We start from the raw sequence: 26,174 nt of genomic DNA on the forward strand, positions 1-26,174 counted from the left end.
ATCTATTATGGCAAACCTTGTCATGCTCGTTTCTACCGTATATAATTTGATTTTCAAGGCCTAATGGAACTCGCATTCAAGAACCTTAACCCACTCCTGATGCAACAAACTTTGCTATGCCCGTTTCATTTTCCCCTTAATTTTCCCGAAATTTGTACTCAAAAGGAAAGAAGAAGTGAACAGGTATTTGAAAAGCAGGATTGCGGAAGGTGAGCATCTTCAGCAGGATTTCAAGTACGCCATCAACGACAGCAAAAAGATTGCACGTTCTTTGGCTGCTTTTGCCAACACTGAAGGAGGGCGATTGTTAGTCGGAGTAAAAGACAACGGGCGTATTGCCGGCGTATCATCCGACGAAGAATACTACATGATTGAGGCAGCCGCCAAACGGTATTGCCGGCCTGCCGTTGACTTTAAATTGCATGAATGGCATATTGAAGGAAAAACGGTTGTTGAAATTATCATTCCCAAAAGCAATAAAAAACCACACAAAGCCCCAACAAAAGAAGGAAAGTATAAAGTATATGTAAGGGTCAACGATAAAAACCTTTTGGCCAACCGCATACTCCTTAAGGTGTGGATGCGCCAAAAAAGAAACCGGGGAACTTTTTTCCAGTTACAGGAACCGGAACAAATACTGCTTACCTGGCTCAACAATGAAGACAAATACATTACCCATTCAAAATTCACACGCATCGCAAAAATATCGCGCAAAAAAGCCGAAAAGATACTGGTTAATCTCATCGTTATGGGAATCATTGACATAAAACTGACCGAAAACGGAGCGTTTTATGCCCTCAAAGAACAACTTGAAAAAAGTCCCGATAAAACAGAAATAAAGGATGTTCATAAACTCATATAAACAGACAATAAAACTTTGTAACTCTTCTGTCTTAATCATTGATACGATTTATCGCGTCATAGAATACCTGCTGTACTGAAGTCCGGATGTTCAGATCGTAAATTTTTGAATTTTCACGGGTGGGAAATACTCTGTTCGACAAAAACACAAAAACCATTTCATATTCTGGGTCAATCCAAACAAATGTGCCGGTAAATCCTGAATGCCCGTAACTTTTACTACTGACGCCCGGTGCAGGATACGCCTCCTCCAGTGGTAATCCTGCATTGTCAAACAAAGGCTTGTCAAAGCCTAATCCGCGACGGTTATCATTTTCCGGAAACTGCACTTCAGAAAATTCTCGGACGGCAAAAGAAGGGATAAATCTTTCTCCCCCATAAGTTCCTTCATTCAGATACATTTGCCATAATTTTGCCAGATCGTTGGCATTGGAGAACAAACCGGCATTTCCGCTGACACCGCCTAACACTGCAGCTGCTTCATCATGAACATATCCATGTACCTGGTTTCTTCTGAAATAGGCATCATACTCGGTGGGAATAATCTGCTTTTTAGAAAACCTTTGGAGCGGGTTATACATTAAAGAAGATGCTCCAAGAGGCTTGTAAAACACAGAATCAAGAAGCTGCTCATACTCTTTTCCGGCAATTCTGCTTATCATTTCGGGAAAAATAACAAACGAAAGACCGGAATATTTGTATTCTTTCTCTTCCAACAATTCACTTTTACGGATAGACCGGTAAATTTTTTTCTTAAACCGGGGTTTCAGATAAAGATGATCATCCACTTTCAGACCGTGACTAAAATCGAACCATCGCGATGTATATTCGCCATTTTTCACAACCTTTCTCCAATAAGCCAGATAAGGAATCAGCCCTGCCTGATGTGCCAGTACTTCCCGTAAAATCAGATGTTCTTTGTTTGATGGGTGCAAAAAGCGGGACTGCCAGTCGGGGAAGTATTTACTGAGTGGTGCATCTAATTCCATCCTCCCATCTCCGTAAAATTTCATTAATGCCGGCAACGGGCCGGTCACCTTGGTCACTGATGCCAGATCGTAAAGATCATTAAGAGCAACCTTCTGCCGTTTTTCATAGGTATGATACCCATAAGCCCTGTTAAAAACCACTTTCCCCCTTCGAGCCACTAAAATCTGGCAGCCTGGAAAAGCCTTTTCTTCAATTCCTCTGCCGATTATTGAATCGACTTTGCAGGAGATGTATCTGCTATCCATTCCGGCTTCTTCAGGCAAGGTGTATTTAAAACGGATGCCACCCTGAGTATCCACTCCGTCTCCGCATTTATACAAATTTCCAACTGAAACCGGAAGTCTGCCCGAAGCTCCAACTCCTCCAAACAAAACCTGAGCAGCTATATCCTGCGTAATTTCATTGTCCTGATACCCCAGGAGTAAGCCATCCGTATTTTCCAGACCGTCCCAGGATTTCAACCGGTACGGAGAATCCAAAAAGGCCACGAGGCTCTTCTTCTCTCCAAGAAAATCAATGAGCGTCCTTTTAAAATGGTATGACAGTGCTTCTCCTTCAGCCCCTATTGCAATAATTATCCGGTCGTATTTCTTCAGTTCGTCCTGCATGCTTTTAATTAGTTCCTTTTTTGCGGGATCAATTCGAAAAACAGGCATCTCTTTATAGGCCAATACCCTCTCTTCGAAAGTCCGGGCATCACCAATAGTTACGCAAGCAAAGCGTCCCTGATCCAAATCCCGTACTGGAATGGAGCGTCCCCGGTTCACCAAAACAGTCATTGCTGATTCATACAACTGCCGTTGCAGCAATTTGGCAGAGGGTGTATTTATCCTTGCTTCAAGGCTATCAATTCTGGTCTCAACAGAATTGTACAATCCCATGTAGTACTTGAAGGCCAAAACCTTTTTACACTTTTCTTCAACATCTTTCCAGGTTATTCGCCCACTGGAGATAAATTCCTTAACAGATTCAATAGCGCCAGGCAAGTCTTCGGTATACTCGACCACATCGTTCCCGGCTTCCAAAGCAATTGCGTCCACTACTCCCGGAGCACCCATGGTTTTGGCGCCCTGCATATTCACGGCATCTGTAATCACTAACCCTTTGAATTCCAGGGAATCTTTCAAAACATCTTTAACAATTCTCTTTGATAAACTGGCCGGAATTCCTTCTCGGGAATCCAACGCCGGTACTTCAAGATGAGCTGTCATAACTCCCCATACCCCCGAATTAATTAATTCGGAAAAAGGTTTGAGCTCTATTTGCTCCAGATGCCTTCGCGAATGGGAAATATGCGGCAGAGTTTTATGTGAATCCTTATCTGTATCTCCGTGTCCCGGGAAATGTTTGGCAACGGCCATAACACCACCTTCCTGCAGTCCCCTCATATAGGCAAGAGCTTTATTGGAAACATTAACCGGGTTTTCACCAAAAGAACGATGTCCAATCACAGGATTGCCGGGATTATTGTTGACATCGACAACAGGGGCAAGATTAACATGGATACCCGCTTCTTTGAATTGACGGGCAACCTCTTTCCCCATCCGATAGATCATCTGATCATCCCGGATGGCCCCAAGGGTCATTGCATACGGATAAGATATGGTTTCATTGAACCGCATTCCGAGCCCCCACTCACCATCAGCTACAACAAAAAGCGGTATTTTGGAGAGTCCCTGCATATAATTCGCCATTTTAACCATACGATCCAAATCGCTGCGAAAGAAAATGATGCCTCCCGGCCGCCATTTCTTTATCAATTCTATATCGGGATATTCCTCAGCAGGAAGGCCTGAAGCATCAACCGTTACCCAAAACAACTGGGAAATACGTTCTTCAGGTGACATTGTCTGATAAACCGAATCAGCCCAAAATCTGCCTGACTGTATGATGTATGATGGATTAGGGTTTTGCGCCAAAATTTGGTCCTGACCGATAAAAACAAATAAAAATGCGGCCAGGAGAATCAATTTTATTGATCTCATCATTTATCTAAGAATTTTTTTAAGAGAAAGTAAGTACAATAGAACGTTAGAGGTTAGAGGTTAGAGATAAAAGGCTAGTGTCGTGTCAAGCATAAAATATCGCACCAAGCATCACTGATTTTCGTTTTTTCTTCATGACAAAAAGCTTACGTAGCTATGGCTATGCGCGCTTTTTTTCATTTTGAAAAAAGCAAAAATCAGTTTCAACTTATACGACATTTTATACATGACACGACACTATAGGCTTCCATCTTCTAAACTCTGTCTTAAGGCTCCCGGTTACTTTTATCTCCTCAGCTTAAAGCAACTCAGGCTAAGCTCAGGCTTGTCCGGCAGGGCCAAAATTCATAGGCGGGAAGCCACCCTGATCACCATGGCCACCAATACTTTTAATAGGTCCGTGGTTTTCCTCGAATCTGGCCACGTTATCTTTCAAGGCCTGCAACAAACGCTTGGCATGTTCCGGGGTAAGCACAATTCGTGACTTTACGGAAGCTTTTGGAACTCCCGGCATAATGCGGGCAAAATCGATCACAAATTCTGATGGAGAATGACTTATGATAGCCAGATTGGAATAGATGCCCTGAGCCACTTCAGGATTAAGCTCAATCTTCATTTGTCCTTTTTTGTTACTGTTTTGGTCTTCCATTTTTTGCCTTTTTTAAGATTTGACCATTAAATCAGGTTAAAGATATTGAATTTAGACGAATTCGATGTTGCTTAAAATGACAAAAGCGCGATTTCCCCTAAAGAAAATCGCGCTTTTTATATCAACGGTTCGTAATTAACCAAATACGTCCCTTTTTATTCATCAGTAATCTGTTCCGATTCGCGTTTATTAACCAGTTTATCGTATTCTTCCTGCGAACCTACGATAATTTTATCGTACTCCCGTAAACCGGTACCGGCAGGAATCAGATGGCCACAGATTACATTCTCTTTTAATCCGTCGAGGTTGTCCACCTTACCCTGAATGGCGGCTTCGTTAAGAACCTTGGTTGTTTCCTGGAAGGAAGCAGCCGACATAAAGCTCTTCGTCTGCAATGCAGCCCGGGTAATCCCCTGTAGTACCTGACTTGATGTTGCAGGTACGGCATCGCGAGTCTGAACAAGTTTCAGGTCCTTACGTTTCAACTGAGAATTTTCATCTCTCAGACGTCGGGCTGTAACAATCTGTCCTGGACGCAATGTTGTTGAATCTCCGGCATCAATGACTACCTTTTTACCCCAAATCTCATCGTTTTCCTCCATAAACTCAACCTTGTCAACGATCTGCTTTTCGAGGAATTTGGTATCGCCCGGATCATCAATTTCAACTTTACGCATCATCTGACGAACAATGATCTCGAAATGTTTATCGTTGATTTTCACTCCCTGCAGACGGTATACATCCTGAACTTCGTTAACAATATATTCCTGCACGGCTGTTGGTCCTTTAATGGCAAGGATATCAGCCGGGGTAATAGCACCATCAGAAAGTGGTGTGCCTGCACGAACATAGTCGTTTTCCTGAACAAGTATCTGTTTTGACAATGGAACCAGGTACTTTTTCACCTCTCCGTTCTTGGATGTCACAATGATTTCACGGTTACCCCGCTTAATCTTTCCAAACGCCACTTCGCCGTCAATCTCGGAAACAACTGCCGGATTGGAAGGATTTCTGGCCTCGAACAGCTCCGTTACTCTGGGCAAACCTCCTGTAATATCGCCTGAACGCCCAACAGCGCGGGGTATCTTGGCAATAGTCTCACCCTGCTTAATCTGATCCCCTTCATCAACAGCGATGTGAGCACCAACAGGGAGGTTATAAACTTTCAGTATTTCACCTTTGGAATCTTTAATGTGAACGGCCGGGTTTTTCGTTTTGTCACGTGTTTCAATGATTACCTTCTCTCTGTAACCAGTCTGTTCATCCGATTCCTCTTTGAAGGTTACTCCGTCAATCATATTTTCAAAAGAAACGGTACCCGATTTTTCTGTAATAATCAAGGCATTAAAAGGATCCCACTCACAAATCAAATCGCCCTTTTTCAATTCGGCACCATTCTTAATAAAAAGCTTGGCTCCATAAGGGATGGGCTGAGTCGTGAGCGAAATATTGGTGTTTTTATCTACAATCCTTAATTCCGCCAAACGTCCGATCACCACATCAACATCAAGTCCTTCTTCTGTCGTATAGGGTACGGTTCTTAATTCATCAAAATCAGCGATTCCCTCATACCTGGCAAGCATGCTGTTTTCGGAAGTTACGTTCGAAGCCGTACCGCCAACGTGGAATGTACGCAGGGTCAACTGGGTACCAGGTTCACCAATTGACTGGGCAGCAATTACACCAACAGCCTCACCTTTGTGAACCATCTTGCCAGTGGCCAGGTTACGGCCATAACACTTGGCACACACTCCCTTCTTGGACTCACATGTAAGTACCGAACGTATTTCTACTCTTTCAATAGGAGATTCTTCAATAATCCGTGCAGCTTCCTCGTTAATCTCATCCCCGCTTTTTACTATAATTTCGCCGGTATGGGGATGATAAACATCATGCACCGAAACTCTTCCGAGAATACGTTCGTACAGTGAAGCAACAACCTCTTCATTACTCTTAATAGCGGTGGCTGTAAGTCCGCGCAATGTACCGCAATCATCTTCATTAATGATAACATCCTGCGAAACATCAACCAATCGACGGGTCAGATAACCGGCATCTGCAGTTTTCAGAGCGGTATCAGCCAAACCTTTACGGGCACCGTGAGTAGAGATAAAGTACTCAAGAACGGAAAGTCCCTCTTTGAAGTTTGACAAAATCGGGTTTTCGATAATCTGCCCTCCGTCGGCACCAGATTTTTGGGGTTTTGGCCATCAGACCACGCATACCGGAAAGCTGTCGGATTTGTTCTTTTGATCCTCGGGCCCCTGAATCGAGCATCATGAAAACAGAGTTGAACCCTTCCTTGTCGGAACTCAACTGATTCATGAGTGTTTGAGTCAGACGGGCATTGACGTGTGTCCAGATATCAATAATCTGATTATAGCGCTCATTGTTAGTGATAAATCCCATGTTATAGTTATTCATCACTTCTTCCACTTCTTTATATCCATCATCAACAAGAGTGACTTTCTCGGCAGGAATAATCACATCCTGAAGATTAAATGACAGTCCGCCTTCAAAAGCCAGCCGATAACCAAGAGATTTAATATCATCGAGGAAAGCGGCTGTTCTCGGAGTACCACAAACTTTATGAACACGTCCGATAATATCGCGCAAGGCTTTCTTTGTCAGAAGGGTATTAATATATCCGACCTCTTCGGGCACATATTCATTGAACAATATGCGGCCAACGGTAGTATCGAGCATTACTTCAACAAGTTCACCTTCTTCATTCAGATCGCGGGTTTTCACCTTCACCTTGGTATGCAACTCAACTTTGCCCTCGTTAAAGGCAATTTTTGCTTCCTCTGGTGAATAGAAGACCAGGCCCTCGTTGCGTGCTCCCGGTCTTGCCTTGGTCATGTAATACAAACCAAGCACCATGTCCTGCGAAGGAACAGTAATGGGGGCACCATTGGCCGGGTTCAGAATATTCTGACTGGCCAGCATCAACATTTGCGCTTCAAGAATGGCAGCATTTCCCAAAGGAAGGTGTACAGCCATCTGGTCACCGTCGAAGTCGGCGTTAAACGCTGAGCAGGCGAGCGGGTGCAACTGAATGGCCTTACCCTCAATTAATTTGGGCTGGAATGCCTGAATACCTAACCTGTGCAATGTTGGAGCACGGTTCAACAAGACCGGGTGTCCTTTCAGAACATTTTCCAGAATGTCCCATACAACAGGGTCTTTTCTGTCAACAATTTTCTTGGCCGATTTAACGGTTTTAACAATTCCCCTTTCAATCAATTTCCGAATAATGAAAGGTTTATAGAGTTCGGCAGCCATATCTTTAGGCAGACCGCATTCATGCATTTTCAACTCGGGACCAACCACAATAACAGAACGGGCAGAATAATCAACACGTTTACCCAAAAGGTTTTGACGAAAACGTCCCTGTTTTCCTTTAAGGCTGTCGCTAAGAGATTTCAACGGACGGTTAGCATCTGTCTTAACTGCATTTGATTTGCGCGAGTTATCAAAAAGCGAATCCACAGCTTCCTGAAGCATACGCTTTTCGTTGCGCAAAATGACCTCAGGTGCTTTTATTTCAATCAGCCGCTTTAACCTGTTGTTCCGGATAATTACCCTTCGATACAGGTCATTAAGATCGGAAGTGGCAAAACGTCCACCGTCCAAAGGAACAAGCGGTCGCAACTCCGGTGGGATTACGGGCACGACTTTCACAATCATCCATTCGGGACGATTCACCCCTTTAGATTCACGGAAAGATTCGACCACCTGCAATCGCTTAAGAGCTTCATTTTTCCGCTGCTGTGAAGTCTCTGTGCTGGCTTTGTGACGTAACTCATAAGACAATTCATCCAAATCAAGACGCGATAAGATCATATGCAACGCCTCGGCCCCCATTTTGGCAATAAATTTATTGGGGTCTTCATCATCCAGATGCTGATTGTCTTTTGGCAAACTGTCGAGAATATCGAGATATTCCTCTTCAGTCAGGAAATCCATATATTTAACACCATCGGCAGCAGTCACCCCTGGTTGGACAACCACATACCGCTCATAATAAATAATGGAATCGAGTTTTTTTGTAGGCAAACCCAACAAATAGCCAATTTTGTTAGGAAGCGACCTGAAATACCAGATATGTGCCACAGGAACAACAAGGGAGATGTGTCCCATACGTTCGCGACGCACTTTCTTTTCGGTCACTTCAACACCACAACGGTCACATACAATACCCCGGTAACGGATACGTTTATATTTTCCGCAATGACATTCATAGTCCTTAACAGGTCCAAAAATGCGTTCGCAGAATAACCCGTCCCGTTCGGGTTTATAGGTACGATAGTTAATTGTTTCAGGTTTTAGTACTTCACCGCTGGATCTTTCGAGAATTTCCTCGGGAGAAGCCAAACCTATTGTAATACGGGAAAAATTACTCTTGACTTTCTGATCTCTTCTGAATGCCATATATAGCCGAGTATTAGAAATTTAAAACTAAAAAGGCATGGTGTGTTGCACGGTGCAACACACAGCCTGAGTACTATTCAAGATTCACACTCAATCCAAGACCACGCATTTCATGCAGCAACACATTGAGTGATTCGGGAATTCCCGGCATGGGAAGCGGGTCTCCCTTCACGATGGTTTCGTAAGCTTTAGCGCGACCGACGACATCATCGGACTTAACGGTAAGAATTTCCTGAAGAATATGGGAAGCTCCGAAAGCCTCGAGAGCCCATACCTCCATCTCACCAAAGCGCTGTCCGCCAAATTGAGCTTTACCACCCAAAGGCTGCTGAGTAATCAATGAGTAAGGTCCGATAGAACGGGCATGCATTTTATCCTCGACCATGTGGCCAAGTTTCAGCATATAGATAACGCCCACCGTTGCGGGCTGGTGAAATCTTTCACCAGTACCTCCGTCATAAAGATATGTTTTACCGAAATCCGGTAATTTAGCCTTCCTTGTCCATTCAATGAGGTCCTCATTTGAAGCACCGTCGAAAATCGGTGTTGCAAATTTCACACCAAGAACTTCTCCGGCCCAACCAAGTACGGTCTCATAAATCTGACCAAGGTTCATCCGTGAAGGCACTCCCAGTGGATTCAACACAATATCGACAGGTGTTCCGTCCTCAAGGAATGGCATATCTTCCTGACGAACAATTCTTGAGATGATACCTTTGTTACCATGACGGCCGGCCATTTTATCACCCACTGTTATTTTTCTCTTCTTGGCAATATAAACTTTGGCCAGCTGCACAATTCCGGCAGGCAGTTCATCTCCGATTGTAAGATTATATTTTTGTCTCTTCTCTTTAGCATCGAGCTCTTTATATTTCATCCTGTAATTGTGGATGACCTTCTGTATAAGCTCATTCTTTTCCTTATCGGTAGTCCATTTATTTGGATTGACCGTATTGTAATCCAACTCCTGAAGTATTTTCTGGGTAAACTTAGTCCCTTTTGAGATCAGGTCTACTCCCAGATAATCTTTAACTCCCTGGCTGGTCTTACCATTAATCAAAGAGAATAGTTTATCGACGAGCCGGCCCTTCAACTCTTCAGCAGCCCGGTGAAACTCCTGCTCAATTTTAGCTAAAGCCGGTTTATCGCTGGTACGATTCTTCCGATCTTTAAGCACCCTTGAGAAAAGTTTTTTATCGATCACTACCCCGGACAATGAGGGGGAGGCTTTAAGAGAAGCATCCTTAACATCGCCGGCCTTTTCTCCAAAAATTGCTCTCAGAAGTTTTTCTTCGGGTGTAGGATCACTCTCTCCTTTGGGGGTGATTTTACCGATCAGAATATCACCTGGCTTAACGTGAGCACCAATTCTGATCAACCCGTTTTCGTCAAGTTCTTTCGTTGCATCTTCACTCACATTGGGAATATCCGCGGTCAACTCTTCCAAACCACGTTTGGTATCACGCACCTCAAGTGAATATTCATCAATATGAACAGAAGTGAACACATCCTCCCTAACCAACCGTTCGGAGACAACAATAGCATCTTCAAAGTTGTAGCCCTTCCATGGCATGAAGGCCACTTTCAGGTTACGCCCCAGCGCCAGTTCACCGTTTTGCGTTGAATACCCCTCGGTAAGAATTTGTCCTGGTTCTATCCGGTCGCCCTTTTTCACGAGCGGTTTCATATCAACACAGGTACTCTGGTTGGTCTTTTTATATTTTGTCAGTGTATAACGTTTTGTTTCAGGTTCAAAGCTAACAAAACGCTCTTCGTCAGTAAGGTCGTAGCGAACAACAATTTCCTGGGCATCAACATATTCCACAACACCATAACCTTCAGAAACGATCTGAGTTCGTGAATCGCGGATCAGGATTCCTTCCAGACCTGTTCCCACGACAGGAGCCTCGGGACGAAGCAAAGGAACAGCCTGACGCATCATGTTTGACCCCATCAAAGCACGGTTGGCATCATCATGTTCAAGGAAAGGAATCAGAGATGCCGCAACCGATGCAATCTGGTTGGGCGCTACGTCCATCAGAGCCACTTCTTCGCGGTCGATAAGCGGGAAATCCCCATCATGACGAGCCTTAACTTTGCTGTTAACAAAACGCCCATCATCATCAAGCGGAGCATTGGCCTGGGCAATAATCTTCGCCTCTTCTTCCTCAGCAGTCAGGTAAAAAACACCTTTGTTGGATAGATCAACCTTACTGGTTTCAACTTTTCGGTAGGGTGTTTCTATAAACCCAAGATTATTGACCTTTGCAAACACACAAAGTGAAGATATCAGACCAATATTGGGTCCTTCTGGTGTTTCGATAGGACAGAGCCGACCGTAATGGGTATAGTGAACGTCCCTTACCTCGAAACCGGCTCTTTCGCGAGACAAACCACCGGGACCGAGGGCTGACATCCGTCGCTTGTGCGTAATCTCAGCCAACGGATTGGTCTGATCCATGAACTGAGACAAAGCATTGGTTCCAAAGAAACTGTTAATAACAGAAGACAATGTTTTACTATTGATAAGATCAATAGGTGTAAACACCTCATTATCACGCACATTCATACGTTCGCGAATGGTACGGGCCATACGGGCCAGTCCGACGCCGAACTGATTTGCCATTTGTTCGCCCACCGTACGTACACGACGATTGCTAAGATGGTCAATATCGTCAACTTCAGTTTTTGAATTGATCAACTCGATCAGGTACTTAATAATTGCGATCATATCGTCGCGTGTAAGTACCTTGGTGTCAAGATCAATATTCAGATTCAGTTTTTTATTCAGGCGGTAACGCCCGACATCACCCAAATCGTAACGTTTGTCGGAGAAGAACAATTTGTCAATCACATCACGTGCTGTGGCCTCATCAGGCGGTTCTGCATTTCGTAATTGCCTGTAGATGTGAACAACAGCCTCTTTCTCAGAGTTACATGGGTCTTTTTGCAGGGTATTATAAATAATAGCGTAATCGGAGAGATTTTGATCTTCCTTATGAAGGAGGATTGTTTTGGCTCCCGCGTCTATAATTTCATCAATATGCTCATCCTCAAGAACGGTTTCACGGTCAATAATCACCTCATTCCGTTCAATAGAAACGACCTCGCCGGTATCTTCATCTACAAAATCCTCTATCCAGGTTTTCAGAACCCGGGCAGCAAGTTTTCGGCCGACAACTTTTTTAAGAGCTGTTTTTGAAACCTTAACCTCATCAGCGAGGTTAAAAATTTCAAGAACATCCTTATCGCTTTCGTAACCAATAGCCCGCAATAATGTGGTAACCGGCAGTTTTTTCTTACGGTCGATGTAAGCATACATCACATTATTAATGTCGGTTGCAAATTCTATCCATGATCCTTTGAAAGGAATGATGCGGGCAGAATAAAGTTTTGTGCCGTTTGCATGTACACTTTGTCCGAAGAAAACTCCGGGTGATCTATGCAACTGAGAGACGATGACCCGCTCGGCACCATTAATAATAAAGCTACCTTTATCAGTCATGTAGGGTACAGTACCCAGATATACATCCTGTACAACAGTATCAAAGTCTTCGTGCTCCGGATCGGTACAATATAATTTCAGTTTGGCTTTCAGGGGCACACAATAAGTCAGTCCTCTTTCAACACATTCTTCGATGGTATATCGTGGCGGATCAACACCATAATCCAGGAATTCCAGAACAAAATTGTTCCTCGTATCGGTAATTGGAAAATTCTCCATGAAAACCTGCCATAACCCCTCGTTTTTCCTTTCCTCAGGGGTTGTACCCATCTGAAAAAATTCGCGGAAAGATTTCAACTGAATTTCCAGAAAATCGGGATAGTCCAGTTGGTTTTTGATGGTAGCAAAGCTAATCCTTTCGGTAGTAATTGGAGTCATCTATCAACAAATTATTTGAACTTAAACATATAAGCATAAAAAGGTTTAGGATCCCGTAAAAACGGGTTCCTAAACCGTAACCGTATTCAGGTATATTTTTCCTGTCTACTTAAGTTCAACTTCCGCTCCAGCTTCTTCTAATTGAGATTTAAGACTTTCAGCTTCTTCTTTTGAGACCTTTTCTTTGATGGGAGCAGGTGCTTTGTCCACGAGCTCTTTAGCTTCCTTCAGACCAACACCGGTAACTTCTTTAACCAGCTTAACGATAGCCAGTTTTGATCCACCAGGCGACTTCAGGATAACATCAAATTCAGTTTGCTCGGCAGCACCGCCTTCTTCGCCACCGGCAGCAGCACCACCGGCAACTGCTACGGCTGCAGCAGCAGGTTCAATTCCATATTCTTCTTTTAAAGTATCAGCAAGTTCATTAACTTCTTTAACAGTCAAATTTACCAATTCTTCTGCAAGTTTCTTAATATCTGCCATTGTCTTAGGTATTAATAAATTTCAATTTCAGTTTGTAAAAAATTATTCCTTTTCACTAAGGGTTTGAAGAATTCCGTGAATTTTAGTTCCACCGGATTGCAAAGCTGAGATAACGTTCTTCGCAGGGGACTGCAAAAGACCAATAACCTCGCCCAGTAATTCTTCTTTAGACTTAATTTTAGTAAGCACTTCCAGTTGATCGCTGCCCAAATAAACAGATTCCTCAACAAAAGCCCCTTTAAACACAGGGAGTTCGGTTTTTTTCTGGAATTCTTTGATTAATTTGGCAGGAACATTTCCTGTATTACAGAAAAGAACAGCTGAAGTACCTTTAAAGGCATCGTCCATACCTTCCACCTTCTTGTCGCTTTGCTCTATAGCCAGTTTAAAGAGGGTGTTCTTCACCATCATCATCTTAATATCCTTCTTGAAGCATTCGCGACGAAGATTGCTGGTCTGACCGGCATTTAAACCAAGTGTATCGGTCACGTAGAAGTGACTATACTCATTGATTTTGTCCGACAGCTCTTTAATAAGTGCGCTTTTATCTGTCTTTTTCATGATTCCTAATACTCTTCAGTTAACATTAAACTTTAAACCTCCACCGATTTTGTTTCGATAGGAATACCGGGACTCATGGTACTTGAGAGCGTAATGCTCTTAATGTAGGTTCCCTTAGCGGCTGAAGGCTTCAGCTTTTGGATGACACCTATAAATTCACGCACATTTTCAGCGAGTTTATCGGGCGAAAAAGAGACTTTTCCTACAGTAGAATGTACAATACCGTACTTATCTACTTTAAAGTCAATTTTACCGGCCTTCACTTCACTAACAGCTTTAGCAATATCCATGGTAACGGTACCACTCTTGGGGTTGGGCATCAGACCGCGTGGTCCGAGTATCCGTCCCAGAGCACCAACTTTAGCCATTACACTGGGCATAGTAATGATAACATCAACATCGAGCCAACCTTCTTTGATTTTATCAATATACTCGTCGAGCCCTACATAATCGGCACCGGCGGCTTTAGCTTCTTCTTCCTTATCCGGAGTACACAACACCAGAACGCGTGTTTCTTTTCCGGTACCATTAGGAAGCGTCACAACACCGCGTACCATTTGATTGGCTTTTCGTGGGTCCACGCCAAGTCGGATGTCAATATCAACGGAGGCATCAAACCTGGTTTTGGAAATCTCCTTCACCAATTTGGCAGCATCTTCAATGGGATATTGCTTTCCGGCTTCGATCTTTTCTAACGCTAACTTTTTATTTTTTGTTAGTTTTGTCATTGTTGCAAACGGATTTTAATTGTTAACCGGAAAATCACCCTCAACAGTGATTCCCATACTTCTGGCGGTACCAGCAATCATCCTCATTGCAGAATCGACAGTAAAACAATTCAAGTCGCTCATTTTGTCTTCGGCAATGGCTTTTACCTGTTCCCAGGTAACCGAGGCCACTTTTTTACGGTTGGGCTCGGAGGAGCCTGATTTTATTTTTGCCGACTCCAGAAGCTGCACGGCAGCAGGAGGAGTTTTTACAACAAAATCGAATGATTTGTCTTTATAGACAGTAATAACAACAGGCAAAACCTTGCCGGCTTTTTCCTGTGTTCGAGCGTTGAATTGCTTACAGAATTCCATAATATTCACCCCTTTGGCTCCTAATGCAGGGCCCACGGGGGGTGAAGGATTTGCTGCGCCACCTCTGATCTGAAGTTTGATTAAAGTCTCTACTTCTTTAGCCATTGTAGCAATTCATGTTGGTTATTAATAATCAGGTTTACAAGAACAAGAACTTTTTTCACCTGCAGAGGCAATTACATTAAACTGCCCTGGAAGCTCCGCTGCTCGATGAAGCGTACTTATTCTTTTTCTACCTGTAAAAAGCTTAATTCAAGCGGTGTCTTTCTACCGAAAATCTTTACCATGACTTTCAGTTTGCGCTTCTCTTCATTCACTTCCTCAATAACTCCGTTAAAACCGTTGAATGGGCCATCTATAACTTTTACAGTCTCCCCTACATAAAACGGAATATTGATTTCTTCTTCGGTTTCAGTAAGCTCATCCACTTTTCCTAACATACGGTTCACTTCAGATTCCCGCATAGGAACAGGGTGATCATCGCCTAAGAACCCGATAACATGTGTAATATTCTTAAGAATATGAGGAATTTCTCCCACAAGTGCAGCTTCAATAAACACGTAGCCCGGATAAAAAGTTCTTTCTTTGCTGATCTTTTTACCGTTACGTATTTGAAAAACTTTCTCGGTGGGTATTAAAACCTGGCTGACATAGTCCTGAAGGTTCCGGCTGGCAATTTCACTTTCTATAAATTCTTTGGCCTTTTTTTCCTTTCCCGTGACAGCCCGGACTACATACCATTTCTTCTGAATATCTTCACTCATCGGAACAATTCCTTCTTCCTTATTATTTTAATAAAATTGCTGATAAACCCACTGTAACAAGTGGTCAAAAGAAAAATCCATCACGTAAACTACTGCGGCAATGATTACGGATGCAATCATAACTACAATAGCACTGTTTTGTAATTCGGGCCAGGTTGGCCAGGAAGTTTTATTAACCAATTCGTGATGAACATCCTTAAAATAGGCCTTTATCTTTTCCATACTTTTCTCTTGTGCTTTTGTCTGCTCTTTACCGGCAAACATATTTATGCACGGGAGGAGAGACTCGAACTCCCGACACCTGGTTTTGGAGACCAGTGCTCTACCAACTGAGCTACACCCGTGTTCAAAGGAGGGAGCAGAAAATCTGCTCCACCCTGTGCTTTATTCAGAATATTTTACTATTCCAGAATTTCGGTTACCTGTCCGGCGCCTACTGTACGACCACCTTCGCGGATAGCGAAACGCAGACCTACATTCAATGCTACGGGATAGATAAGATCAACGGTAATGGTCACGTTATCACCGGGCATAACCATCTCAGTGCCTTCAGGCAATGAAATTTCACCGGTAACATCCAATGTACGCAGGTAGAACTGCGGACGGTATTTATTATGGAACGGAGTGTGACGTCCACCTTCTTCCTTCTTCAAAACATAAACCTCAGCCTTAAACCTGGTGTGAGGTGTGATTGAACCAGGCTTGGCCAAAACCATTCCACGCTTAACTTCTTTCTTATCGATACCGCGGAGCAGCAGACCAACGTTATCACCTGCCTGACCTTCGTCCAGAATCTTACGGAACATTTCAACTCCGGTACAAACTGTTTTCTTTCCTTGTGCACCGAGTCCGATGATTTCCATTTCTTCACCGGTGCGAATAATTCCGGTTTCAATACGACCGGTAGCAACTGTACCCCGTCCGGTAATTGAAAAGATATCTTCGATTGGCATCAGGAAAGGCTTCTCGTTGTCACGCTCGGGAGTGGGGATCCAACTATCAACAGCATCCATGAGTTCCATGATTTTTTCTTCCCACTTCTCATCACCTTCCAATGCACCAAGAGCGGATCCTTTAATAACAGGTGCATTTTCACCATCAAATTCGTAGAAGCTCAACAGATCGCGAACTTCCATCTCAACCAGCTCGAGCAGTTCCTCGTCATCGACCATGTCGACTTTATTAAGGAATACAACGACGCTGGGAACGTTCACCTGACGTGCCAGAAGGATGTGCTCGCGGGTCTGAGGCATTGGGCCGTCAGTACCGGCTACAACCAGGATAGCTCCGTCCATCTGAGCGGCACCGGTAACCATGTTTTTCACATAGTCGGCGTGACCAGGACAGTCAACGTGAGCATAGTGACGCTTCTCTGTCTGGTATTCAACGTGAGCTGTGTTAATAGTAATACCCCTCTCCTTTTCCTCGGGGGCATTGTCAATTGCATCAAATTCTTTGATTTCGGACCAACCTTTCTTTGCCAACACTTTTGTGATAGCAGCAGTCAGAGTAGTTTTACCATGGTCTACGTGACCGATGGTACCGATATTAACGTGAGGCTTCGTCCTTTGAAATGTTTCTTTAGCCATAACTCGAAATTATTAGACAATTAGATATAAATTGAAACCACTTATTTTATTATAGAATCTTCAAAAAACTGAATATCAAGCGTAAAAACTGATTCTATTTTTGCCCGAACCGTGTTTTACCCTCATTTTGCGGGGCATAAAGATAAACATTTTCAAGGCAATAATCCATAAAAACATCTCTTTTTTCCAAAAAATCAGATAACTAAAGACTGATCTTTGAATTAAAAAAAGTATCAATTTCGAATGCCCTAAACCCCTTCCCTATTCATTTTAATAGGCTGATTATCACTCATAACCAGCCTATTAAAATCAGTTCCGACAGCTATTTGAGCCACCGAAAACGGTGTGCAAATGTATAATATTTTTCAAATAGCGCCAAAAAATAACGCACTCTTTTTTAACCTGATGATTAATTAGTGTCTGTCCATAAAGTGCCATTTACTGTGTTTCGCTCGTCCGAAAATTACTCATTTACGATGAGTAAACTCCGTATTTTCGGACTTCGCAAGCCTTGTAAATGACACTTTCTGAACAGACACATGATAAGTAAGAAATTTTCCAGACTTTATAGACGGGCACTAATTAGTGTCTGTCCATAAAGTGCCATTTGCTGCGTTATGTTTGCCGCCAAAATACTCATTTACGAGAAGTAAACGCCGTTTGTGGCGGCTTCGCAAGCCTTGCTACCGGCACTTTCTGAACACACACATATTGTGAAAATTTTTGCGAGTTTATAGACGAACAGTAATTATTTCGCTTTTAATTTTTCTTTTCTCTTCACAAGTTGTTTTCGTAATGCTTCACAAGCCAAATCAACAGCTTCCTCGAAAGTCTTACTTTGTTTTTTGGCGAACAAATTGTTCCCCGGGATATCTAACTCAATATCAACCAGTTTATTCTCGCTGGTTTCCGACTTATCGAGCCGAAGTATGACTTCAGCGCCAATAATATCGTCTGAAAACTGGTCCAACTTCCCGACCTTTTGCCGGATAAAGTCCTCAAGTCTCGAAGATGCATCAAAGTGCACTGATTGAATCGTAATGTTCATAGACTTTCCTCCATTATTTATGCCCTTGGATGGGCCTGATTATAAATTGATGATAATTGTTCAAATGTATTATGAGTATAAACCTGAGTGGCATTAAGATTTGCATGCCCGAGCAATTCCTTAATGGCATTAATATCGGCTCCTCTGTTTAAAAGAATTGTGGCGTAGGTATGTCTTAATATGTGCGGACTCTTCTTAGCCAATGTGGTGACCGTCCTGAGATGCTTATTAACAATTCGATAAACCAATTTGTGGTAAATGGCTTTGCCTTTATCGGTCAGAAAAAATACAGGAAATCTCTCACTGCCAAAAGTACTGTTCCTTACTCTTATATAGTCATTAACAGCATGAATGGTACTACGGTTCATCGGGACAAGCCGTTCTTTATTTCTTTTTCCCAAAACCTTTACCAGCCCGGATTTTAAATCAAGATCATTGTCCCTCAGAGCAACCAATTCGGACAGTCGCATCCCGGTTCCATAAAAAAGATCAATGATGGTACGATCGCGAATGCCAGTATAATCATCTGAGAATGAAACGTGATCAAGCAAAAAGTCCATTTCCTTTTCTTTGACAAAGTCGGGCAAATTTTTAGGAAGTTTCGGTAGTATCACTCCCTCCACAGGAGAGGATAAAATTATTTCTTCACGCAACAAATGCTTGAAATAAGCCCTTAAAGAAGCAATTTTTCGATGAATGGAGCGCGGTTTTAAATTGTTGTAGTGCAGGGTAACCACCCAATCGCGAATAAAACGGGTTTTGATCTCGCGTTCATCAACAACCCCCATCTCTTCCATATATTGCCCGAACTGCCTGAGGTCAGCTTCGTAAGCAATCAGGGTATGCCTGGAACTTCGTTTTTCGTATTTGAGATAACTTAAAAAGGAATCGATATATTGCATAAAAAACGCCTGACTTTTCAACCTATAGTGTTTAACGAATATACGAAAAAACCATTGAAAAGTCAGGCGTTTTAAATGAGAAATTCTCTATTCATTGTCTTCCTGAAGCTTCTGAATATAAGCTGCCTTTTTTATCTCTTCGCGCCTGCGAACAGACGGCTTTATAAAAGCCTGACGGGTACGAATTTCGCGCATTGCACCAGTCTTCTCAAACTTACGCTTAAATTTTTTCAGAGCTCGCTCTATGTTTTCTCCTTCTTTAACAGGAACTACTATCATAATTCTAACTTTTAAAATTTCAATAATGTTTTAAAAAATTCTAAAGCAAATAAGAAAAACAACTCATTTGCAAAAAAATAGCGAACAAAAATTATTCCTTTTTTCCCTTCAAAAAGTTAACAACCTCCAATCTTTTAGATGTTTATTGTGACCTTTTTATCAAAACCCGGCCTGATCTAATCATAAATCAGGCTAAAAATTCAGGTGCAAAGAAAATGAAGTTTTCCGATTGAAACAAGTTAATTCTCAATTTTTTGTTCCGGGTTCATCTCATTTTCATCAAAAAATTTGAAATATGGAATAATCTTTTGATAAGTCTGCGCGTCAATCGATTCTATTTGTTTCAGCTCTTCGGCAGAAGCAATGTCTCCATTGCGTTTTCGGTATTCAACAATATCGCGTGCCTGATAAAAGTTGAGATAGGGATGTTTCTTTAAATAACGAACCGATGCTTTATTAATATCCATCTTTCGGTAAGGTTGTTTTCTGACGACTAAATGTTGACGGATGCTTTCATAAAGTTCTTTTGATATTCCATACACCTCATAAACCTGCTCCTTACAATAAAATCCACCCAATAGTTCCCGATAATCTATAATCCTTTCTGACAACACATTGCCAATTCCGCGTAATCGTTTTAGACCGGATGCAGTAGCACTATTGAGTTCGATAACGTAATCGGAATCAGCAAGATAATCTGACGCTTTGTTACCTTCTGTCGAATCATAAAAATCAGAAAATGAAGCTGCGGGCACATTTGAAACGCTTTCTTTTTGTTCGTGCTCCTGATAAAGATTTATTTGTTCTGCCTGACCGGAAAAACAGACAAACTGACTTAATTCTTGTGCAAGAAGCGAATCCAGACCATAAATTTTGCCAATATCATTGGGTTCAGAAAAACTTCCGCCCGATTCAAGATATTTGATCCAGTTAATGATGACATAATGAGGTAACCCCATACGGTCCAGCTCTGTCACAGTAACATGATTTGGATCAAAAGATTTGAAGTGATATGAATTTTTGTGCGGATGTTTTTCTTCATGAGAACGAGGCAAATCTACAGCTACATTTTCCGGCTCAATGTATTGAGAAACATCAGTTATGATGTTCATCTCAGGCGGTTCCCATACCAACACCATTAAGAGCCTGAAAATGACAAGTATAAACATCAATACAGCAAGAAGAATGATACCGTATTGTTCTTTCCGGGTAAAGGCAAGCCAATCTTTCCACATTGGTTTTTATTGCCAAAATAATAAAAACCAAATAATTAACCAACACGATTTTTTAAATCCATCCTAATCCCTTCAGAAAAACCAAAGCAATAGCTATCGGCGCAACAAATTTAATAACAAACAAAAATCCTTTGTAGTAGTGCGCTTTTCGTCCGTCGGCTTCAATTTCTTCGCGAGGCATAGTTGCACCCATCACCCAACCAACAAAAATTACAATCAGCAGTCCGCCAAGCGGAAGAAGAACGTTGGAAGAAAACTTATCAAAAACGTTGAAAACAGACGAACTAAATGCACAAATAATGCCAAGAACGCCAATAATGCCTGCAGCAATCCAGGTAGCACGCTTTCGTTTTAGTTTCAACTCCTCCGAAAAATAAGCCACCACGACTTCGAGTAAAGATATAGAGGAAGTAAGCGCGGCAATGGTCAGCAAAACAAAAAACAATAATCCGAAAATATAGCCCCCAACCATCTGGTTGAAAATATTGGGCAGAGTAATAAAAACCAGTCCTGGCCCTTGATTGGGCGCCATATCAAAAGCAAAAGCTGCCGGGAAGATGGCCACACCTGCAAGAACGGCAATCAAAGTATCGGCAAGGGACACAGAGAGTGCGGTTCCGCCAAGGCTCTCGTTTTTCTTTATATAGGAACCGTAGGTAACAATTACACCCATACCTATACTTAAAGAGAAAAATGCCTGTCCCAGTGCTTCCAGAACTACATCGGAAGTTATTTTTGAAAAATCAGGATTAAAAAGAAATACCAATCCTTCGGATGCTCCTTCTAATGTTACAGAACGGATAATGAGAATTAAAATTATCAGCAACAACAGGGGCATCAACACCTTAGTATATTTTTCAATACCCTTTTCAATGCCCGATCTGACAATATAAGCGGTTGCCCCGAGAAAAAGAAGTGTCCAAAAAACAGAAAGGCCTTTAGTTGCCTGAACATTCTCAAATGTTTCGATCATCCCGCCCGGTGTATTACCAGCCAAAGAATTTGTCAGACTAAGATATACATAGTGTAAAGTCCACCCGGCCACAACCGAATAAAAAGCCAGGATCAGAAATGCCGCACCAACCCCCATTACACCCACCAGATACCAAAATTGACCGGGAGCCAGTTTCCGAAACGCTCCAAAAACATTAAGCTGAGCCCTTCGTCCTATGAGCAACTCCGAAATCATAACGGGAACCCCAATCATAAGCACAAATGCCAGATAAACGAGTAAAAAGGCACCCCCACCGTTTTCGCCCAGGACATAAGGGAACCTCCAAATATTTCCCAGTCCGATTGCAGACCCTGCTGCAGCAGCAATAATTCCAAACTTGTTGGTAAAACTATCTCTGGATGGTGTATTAGAGGACATAAAAATATGCTTTCTAAGAGTCCACACCTGAAATTCTCTTTCAGGAGCAGACTTTTCTATTAAACCACTTAAAAAAACCCCCATTCAATTATGGGGGTCAAAGATAAAAATCCTGATACACAAGATTATTACAATACGTCAACACAATTAAGTGCTTTGAACGCTTCCTGAAGCCTGCTAACCATTGCTTCTTCACCTGCACGCAACCATTTGCGCGGATCGTAATATTTCTTATTCGGCTTGTCTTCCCCTTCGGGGTTACCAATCTGGGCCTGAAGGTAGTCGTGATATTTGGCTTCATATTCACGAACACCATCCCAGAAAGCCCATTGTGTATCGGTATCAATATTCATTTTAATCACACCATAACTTACAGCTTCCTGAATTTCTTCCAGTGATGAACCCGAACCACCATGGAATACGAAATTAACAGGTTTCTCCCCGGTACCGAATTTCTCAGATATGTATTGTTGCGAATTCTTCAAAATATCGGGACGGAGCACCACATTACCGGGTTTGTATACACCATGAACATTACCAAACGAAGCAGCAACGGTAAAGTTAGGTGAAATTTTCTTCAGCTCTTCATAAGCAAATGCCACATCCTCAGGCTGAGTGTAAAGCATGGCATTGTCGACACCTGTGTTATCCACACCATCTTCTTCACCACCGGTAATTCCCAACTCTATTTCGAGCGTCATGCCCATTTTGCTCATTCGCTCCAGGTATTTCTTGCTGATATCAACATTTTCCTGAAGAGTTTCTTCGGAAAGGTCGAGCATGTGGGAGCTAAACAGCGGTTTTCCGGTTTCTTTGAAGAATTTTTCTCCTTCGTCGAGCAAACCATCAATCCAGGACAATAATTTTTTAGCAGCGTGATCGGTATGCAGAATAACAGGAATTCCATAAGATTCGGCCAGCAAATGCACATGTTTAGCGGCAGCTACAGCACCTTTAATAGCCAATTCCTGGCCTTCACCACTGGCACCTTTACCGGCATAGAAAGAAGCACCACCATTGGACAACTGAATAATTACAGGAGCCTTGGCTATTTTTGCTGCTTCCATTACTGCATTTACAGAATTCGAACCTACCACGTTGACAGCGGGAAGAGCAAACTGGTTCTCGCGGGCAATGCGAAAAATTTCCTGAAGGTCTTTCCCTACTGCAACACCGGGTTTTACAACATCCAAAATTCTTTGTTTCATAACAATATTATTTGATAAGATATTAAATTAACGACGTTTTGAAAACATTTTTCAACAAAACGTAACCATATAATACAAAATTGATTACAAATTCGTGCAAATTTAAAAATAAAATAGAAAATAAAGCAAGCACAAACGAATTTCCGATGTCAGAAAGGATAACCAATGGCAAAGTTAAATCCTACATCGTCCCATCGCCATGGACGGCTAAGCGGAATCCATCTTTCTCCTTCCGGTAAGGAGGGATCATGGGTTTTAAGTCCCATGTCGAAGCGAAAAATGAAATAATTAAAATCGAAGCGAGCGCCAATACCCGTACCCACAGCTATTTCTTCATAAAAATTACGGACATCAAAAAGTCCTCCCTCCGGACTGGAACTTTCACGGATGCTCCAGATATTACCGGCATCAACAAACAATGCGCCTTCAAGCAACCAGAACAATTTAAAGCGATATTCCAGGTTCATTTCCATTTTCATATCCCCTGTCTGATTGTAAAACCGGAATTCTTCTTCACTGTAGCTTCCGGGGCCAAGACCTCTGACAGGCCATGCTCTGATGCTGTTGGCCCCACCCGAAAAATATCTTTTTTCGAAAGGTAAAACGTTCAAATTACCATAAGGTACCCCAACCCCTGCAAAAAAGCGCCAAACAAGAGAAGTATACCTGTCTATTCTGTTGTGAAACCGTAAATCGATATCTGACTTCACATACTGTGCATATCGGATTCCTAACAACCGGCTGTAATCACCGTTATTTCCGTTTTCCCACAAGGGAGACAACAAAGAAAGAACATTTCCGGCCGATTCCAGATTTGCCCTAAAATACCAAAAATCATTTTTTTGCCCGAGCGTTTGCTGATTAAACAAAAACGAATAATTCATATTCACAATCAGGTGATCTTCATAGGTATACCTCAAAAATGTTTCACTGATCCGTTCTTCAAACTCCCGGCTCAAATTGGGAATATTGACCAGGTTAAATTCTAACGGATAAAAGGCGTGAGTGATGTAACGTGAGGATCTCCAGTTGTAGCCCAGCCGGGCATTGGCAATAGTGCGTGTATAATCGGGCCGGCGCTGGTAGTTATATGCCAGAGAAAGATTTGTCTTGGGGTTATATCGCTGACGAAATTGCTGTATTCGTAAAGGTATCCAGAAACGAGGAATAACTATTGATGCTTCACCACCAATTTCTATGGTATTGAATTCCTCTGTGGAAGACCTGACAAACTGGTTTTGACGTGCCAGTCTTGTATTCAGAGTAAAGAACTCGCCCCCTTTAAAGAGATTCTTGTGCTGATAATTAAAGCTTCCGGCGGCTCCTATATTACCAGAGGAATTGGTTCCTTCGATATCGACAGAAAAAGATTGCGGTTTACCGGGCGAGAGACTTATGATGCAATCCAGCAACGGTTCGTTGTTGTTATTGGTTCTTCCGGTTTCCCTAAATCGGATATTAATATATCTGAAAAGCCTGAGACTACTAAGCAACTGATGCGTACGATCCACCAATTCCGCATTGAAATAATCGTTGGAACGGATATAAGTGGAACTGGTGAGCAACTGAGGTTTAAAAGAGAGCTCGTCTTCATAAACAATGTATACGTCTTCAATTCTTAGCGTGTCAAATCCATTCGTAACTCTTACTGTATCTTCGTTCAAGAGCTCATTTGTCCCAATTCCTACCTGGAACAACACATTGTCGATACGATACTTCTGATGATGTTTTTTGCCGAGAACTTCCTCAGGACTCATTACTATCAAAGAATCATTCACACGATAATCGCCTATTGAAGTATCGGATAAAAAATAGATGAATTCTTCAGAGAATTTATAGAACCCTTTGTTTCGAAGGTTTTCATTAATGCGTTCGCGCTCCCTTTCGTGCAATTCAACAGTAAACGGACGGCCTTCGCGAAGCAGGGTTTCAAGTGTATCGGCAAGTACTTCGTTGCGGATGCTGTCGTCTTCAATCCTGTAATCTACATCATTGATATAATAACGGTCCCCGGGATCGATGGAATAAACAACTTTAGCTTTCTGTTTTCCGTGATATATAACGGTATCGTTTACAGAAGCCTGAAAATAACCCTGATTGTTAAGGTATAATTTCATTTGCTGAGCCGACTGGGATACGAGATAAGGATCGAAAATTACAGGTTCTTCGCCAATTCTTCTGAGCCACCGGTTAAAGCCTTTATCATCATCCTGACCCGACAAATTATATAATCCCAGATAAAACTTCCAGAAACCAAGAAGCTTTGTGTTTTCATGCTGGCGGACATATGGCTTCAATTTTTCACGGCTAATATCTCCGGCCTTATTTTTAATTTTTACATTTGTCAAAAGGTGTTCATCTTCCGGGACAAATTTAGTTGAAGAACAACTGCCCAGAAAAAGTAACAAACCGCCCGTCAATAACAACAGGACATTTTGTATTATTCTTATATTTCTGTTTTTCGACAATTTCACTGAAAAATTCGGAATTCAAAACGCTGCTCTTATGCAAAGAAACCAAAATTATTCATGCATCCATTCCTGAAAGGTTCTTTTTGCCCGGTTCCTTTCCCCGGATACACATTAAATGCTTATTATCAAAAAATTAACTCTTGCCGAAAAAATTTCGGCGCTTTAGCTCTGACAAAAATAGCTCTTTTAAAAGCAGCCCCATATACATGTGTGCGGTCTAAAAGCATCTTTGTTGCCAAACTCTGTGTTGTTTTAAATTTTTACATCCTCATTAACAACGATTTAACTCCGGTACAAAAATTTAAAACGCATTGATTTTGACAAAAATATGCTTTTTATACCGCACTCATACATTTAATTATAATTTTGCTTTCA

At 42.2% G+C, this 26,174-nt stretch carries 20 protein-coding genes and 1 tRNA gene; 1 reads left to right on the forward strand and 20 read right to left on the reverse strand.

Annotated elements, in window-relative coordinates; all coding sequences use genetic code 11:
• Positions 1-175 precede the first annotated feature (175 nt).
• Positions 176-862 carry an AlbA family DNA-binding domain-containing protein gene (locus OQ5_RS19985; RefSeq protein ID WP_016775904.1) on the forward strand — a complete coding sequence of 229 codons (687 nt, stop codon included), beginning with the start codon at positions 176-178 and terminating at the stop codon, positions 860-862.
• 31 nt (positions 863-893) lie between these two features.
• Here OQ5_RS19985 and OQ5_RS0102090 read toward each other — a convergent pair whose 3' ends face one another.
• The 20 genes from OQ5_RS0102090 to tamL all read right to left on the reverse strand — a co-directional run bounded on the left by OQ5_RS0102090 (position 894) and on the right by tamL (position 25,676).
• Complete coding sequence (locus OQ5_RS0102090; RefSeq protein ID WP_100221861.1) at positions 894-3,839, reverse strand: glycoside hydrolase family 3 N-terminal domain-containing protein; 2,946 nt, start codon at positions 3,837-3,839, stop codon at positions 894-896.
• A 316-nt stretch (positions 3,840-4,155) separates the two neighbouring features.
• On the reverse strand, positions 4,156-4,485 hold the full coding sequence (locus OQ5_RS0102095) for a DUF3467 domain-containing protein (RefSeq protein WP_016775906.1): 330 nt from the start codon (positions 4,483-4,485) through the stop codon (positions 4,156-4,158).
• Between the two features lie 155 nt (positions 4,486-4,640).
• The gene (locus OQ5_RS24065; RefSeq protein ID WP_255297340.1) at positions 4,641-6,638 is read right to left on the reverse strand and encodes a hypothetical protein; all 1,998 of its coding nucleotides are present in this window, start codon (positions 6,636-6,638) and stop codon (positions 4,641-4,643) included.
• Positions 6,604-8,919, reverse strand: coding sequence for a DNA-directed RNA polymerase subunit beta' (rpoC, locus tag OQ5_RS24070; RefSeq protein WP_255297341.1), 2,316 nt, complete (start codon positions 8,917-8,919; stop codon positions 6,604-6,606). The genes OQ5_RS24065 and rpoC overlap by 35 nt, the downstream gene beginning before the upstream one ends.
• Before the next feature lie 73 nt (positions 8,920-8,992).
• The gene (gene rpoB / locus OQ5_RS0102105; RefSeq protein WP_016775907.1) at positions 8,993-12,802 is read right to left on the reverse strand and encodes a DNA-directed RNA polymerase subunit beta; all 3,810 of its coding nucleotides are present in this window, start codon (positions 12,800-12,802) and stop codon (positions 8,993-8,995) included.
• 105 nt (positions 12,803-12,907) lie between these two features.
• Positions 12,908-13,288 carry a 50S ribosomal protein L7/L12 gene (gene rplL / locus OQ5_RS0102110; RefSeq protein WP_016775908.1) on the reverse strand — a complete coding sequence of 127 codons (381 nt, stop codon included), beginning with the start codon at positions 13,286-13,288 and terminating at the stop codon, positions 12,908-12,910.
• A gap of 42 nt (positions 13,289-13,330) precedes the next feature.
• Positions 13,331-13,849, reverse strand: a complete 519-nt coding sequence (gene rplJ / locus OQ5_RS0102115) for a 50S ribosomal protein L10 (protein WP_016775909.1) — start codon at positions 13,847-13,849, stop codon at positions 13,331-13,333.
• A 32-nt stretch (positions 13,850-13,881) separates the two neighbouring features.
• Complete coding sequence (gene rplA, locus OQ5_RS0102120; protein WP_016775910.1) at positions 13,882-14,577, reverse strand: 50S ribosomal protein L1; 696 nt, start codon at positions 14,575-14,577, stop codon at positions 13,882-13,884.
• A 15-nt stretch (positions 14,578-14,592) separates the two neighbouring features.
• The gene (rplK, locus tag OQ5_RS0102125; RefSeq protein ID WP_016775911.1) at positions 14,593-15,036 is read right to left on the reverse strand and encodes a 50S ribosomal protein L11; all 444 of its coding nucleotides are present in this window, start codon (positions 15,034-15,036) and stop codon (positions 14,593-14,595) included.
• A gap of 116 nt (positions 15,037-15,152) precedes the next feature.
• The gene (nusG, locus tag OQ5_RS0102130; RefSeq protein ID WP_016775912.1) at positions 15,153-15,695 is read right to left on the reverse strand and encodes a transcription termination/antitermination protein NusG; all 543 of its coding nucleotides are present in this window, start codon (positions 15,693-15,695) and stop codon (positions 15,153-15,155) included.
• Positions 15,696-15,722: 27 nt separating this feature from the next.
• Positions 15,723-15,917 carry a preprotein translocase subunit SecE gene (secE, locus tag OQ5_RS0102135; protein ID WP_026055069.1) on the reverse strand — a complete coding sequence of 65 codons (195 nt, stop codon included), beginning with the start codon at positions 15,915-15,917 and terminating at the stop codon, positions 15,723-15,725.
• Positions 15,918-15,966: 49 nt separating this feature from the next.
• Positions 15,967-16,039 (reverse strand) — tRNA-Trp (locus OQ5_RS0102140).
• 57 nt (positions 16,040-16,096) lie between these two features.
• On the reverse strand, positions 16,097-17,284 hold the full coding sequence (tuf, locus tag OQ5_RS0102145; protein WP_016775914.1) for an elongation factor Tu: 1,188 nt from the start codon (positions 17,282-17,284) through the stop codon (positions 16,097-16,099).
• 748 nt (positions 17,285-18,032) lie between these two features.
• Positions 18,033-18,332, reverse strand: coding sequence for a ribosome hibernation-promoting factor, HPF/YfiA family (gene hpf, locus OQ5_RS0102150; protein WP_016775915.1), 300 nt, complete (start codon positions 18,330-18,332; stop codon positions 18,033-18,035).
• 17 nt (positions 18,333-18,349) lie between these two features.
• Positions 18,350-19,234, reverse strand: coding sequence for a tyrosine-type recombinase/integrase (locus tag OQ5_RS0102155; protein ID WP_016775916.1), 885 nt, complete (start codon positions 19,232-19,234; stop codon positions 18,350-18,352).
• Positions 19,235-19,321: 87 nt separating this feature from the next.
• Positions 19,322-19,513, reverse strand: coding sequence for a 30S ribosomal protein S21 (gene rpsU / locus OQ5_RS0102160; RefSeq protein WP_016775917.1), 192 nt, complete (start codon positions 19,511-19,513; stop codon positions 19,322-19,324).
• 239 nt (positions 19,514-19,752) lie between these two features.
• A complete protein-coding gene (locus OQ5_RS0102165; protein WP_016775918.1) occupies positions 19,753-20,748 on the reverse strand; it encodes a ComEA family DNA-binding protein in 996 nt (331 codons plus the stop codon).
• Positions 20,749-20,800: 52 nt separating this feature from the next.
• Positions 20,801-22,120: a sodium-dependent transporter gene (locus OQ5_RS0102170; protein ID WP_016775919.1), complete on the reverse strand. Its 1,320-nt coding sequence runs from the start codon at positions 22,118-22,120 to the stop codon at positions 20,801-20,803.
• Positions 22,121-22,248: 128 nt separating this feature from the next.
• Positions 22,249-23,328, reverse strand: a complete 1,080-nt coding sequence (fbaA, locus tag OQ5_RS0102175; RefSeq protein ID WP_016775920.1) for a class II fructose-bisphosphate aldolase — start codon at positions 23,326-23,328, stop codon at positions 22,249-22,251.
• Between the two features lie 149 nt (positions 23,329-23,477).
• The gene (tamL, locus tag OQ5_RS0102180; RefSeq protein WP_255297342.1) at positions 23,478-25,676 is read right to left on the reverse strand and encodes a translocation and assembly module lipoprotein TamL; all 2,199 of its coding nucleotides are present in this window, start codon (positions 25,674-25,676) and stop codon (positions 23,478-23,480) included.
• Positions 25,677-26,174: the final 498 nt, after the last annotated feature.

The sequence above is a fragment of the Anaerophaga thermohalophila str. Valhall genome (assembly GCF_000250735.1).
Classification (GTDB): domain Bacteria; phylum Bacteroidota; class Bacteroidia; order Bacteroidales; family Marinilabiliaceae; genus Anaerophaga; species Anaerophaga thermohalophila_A.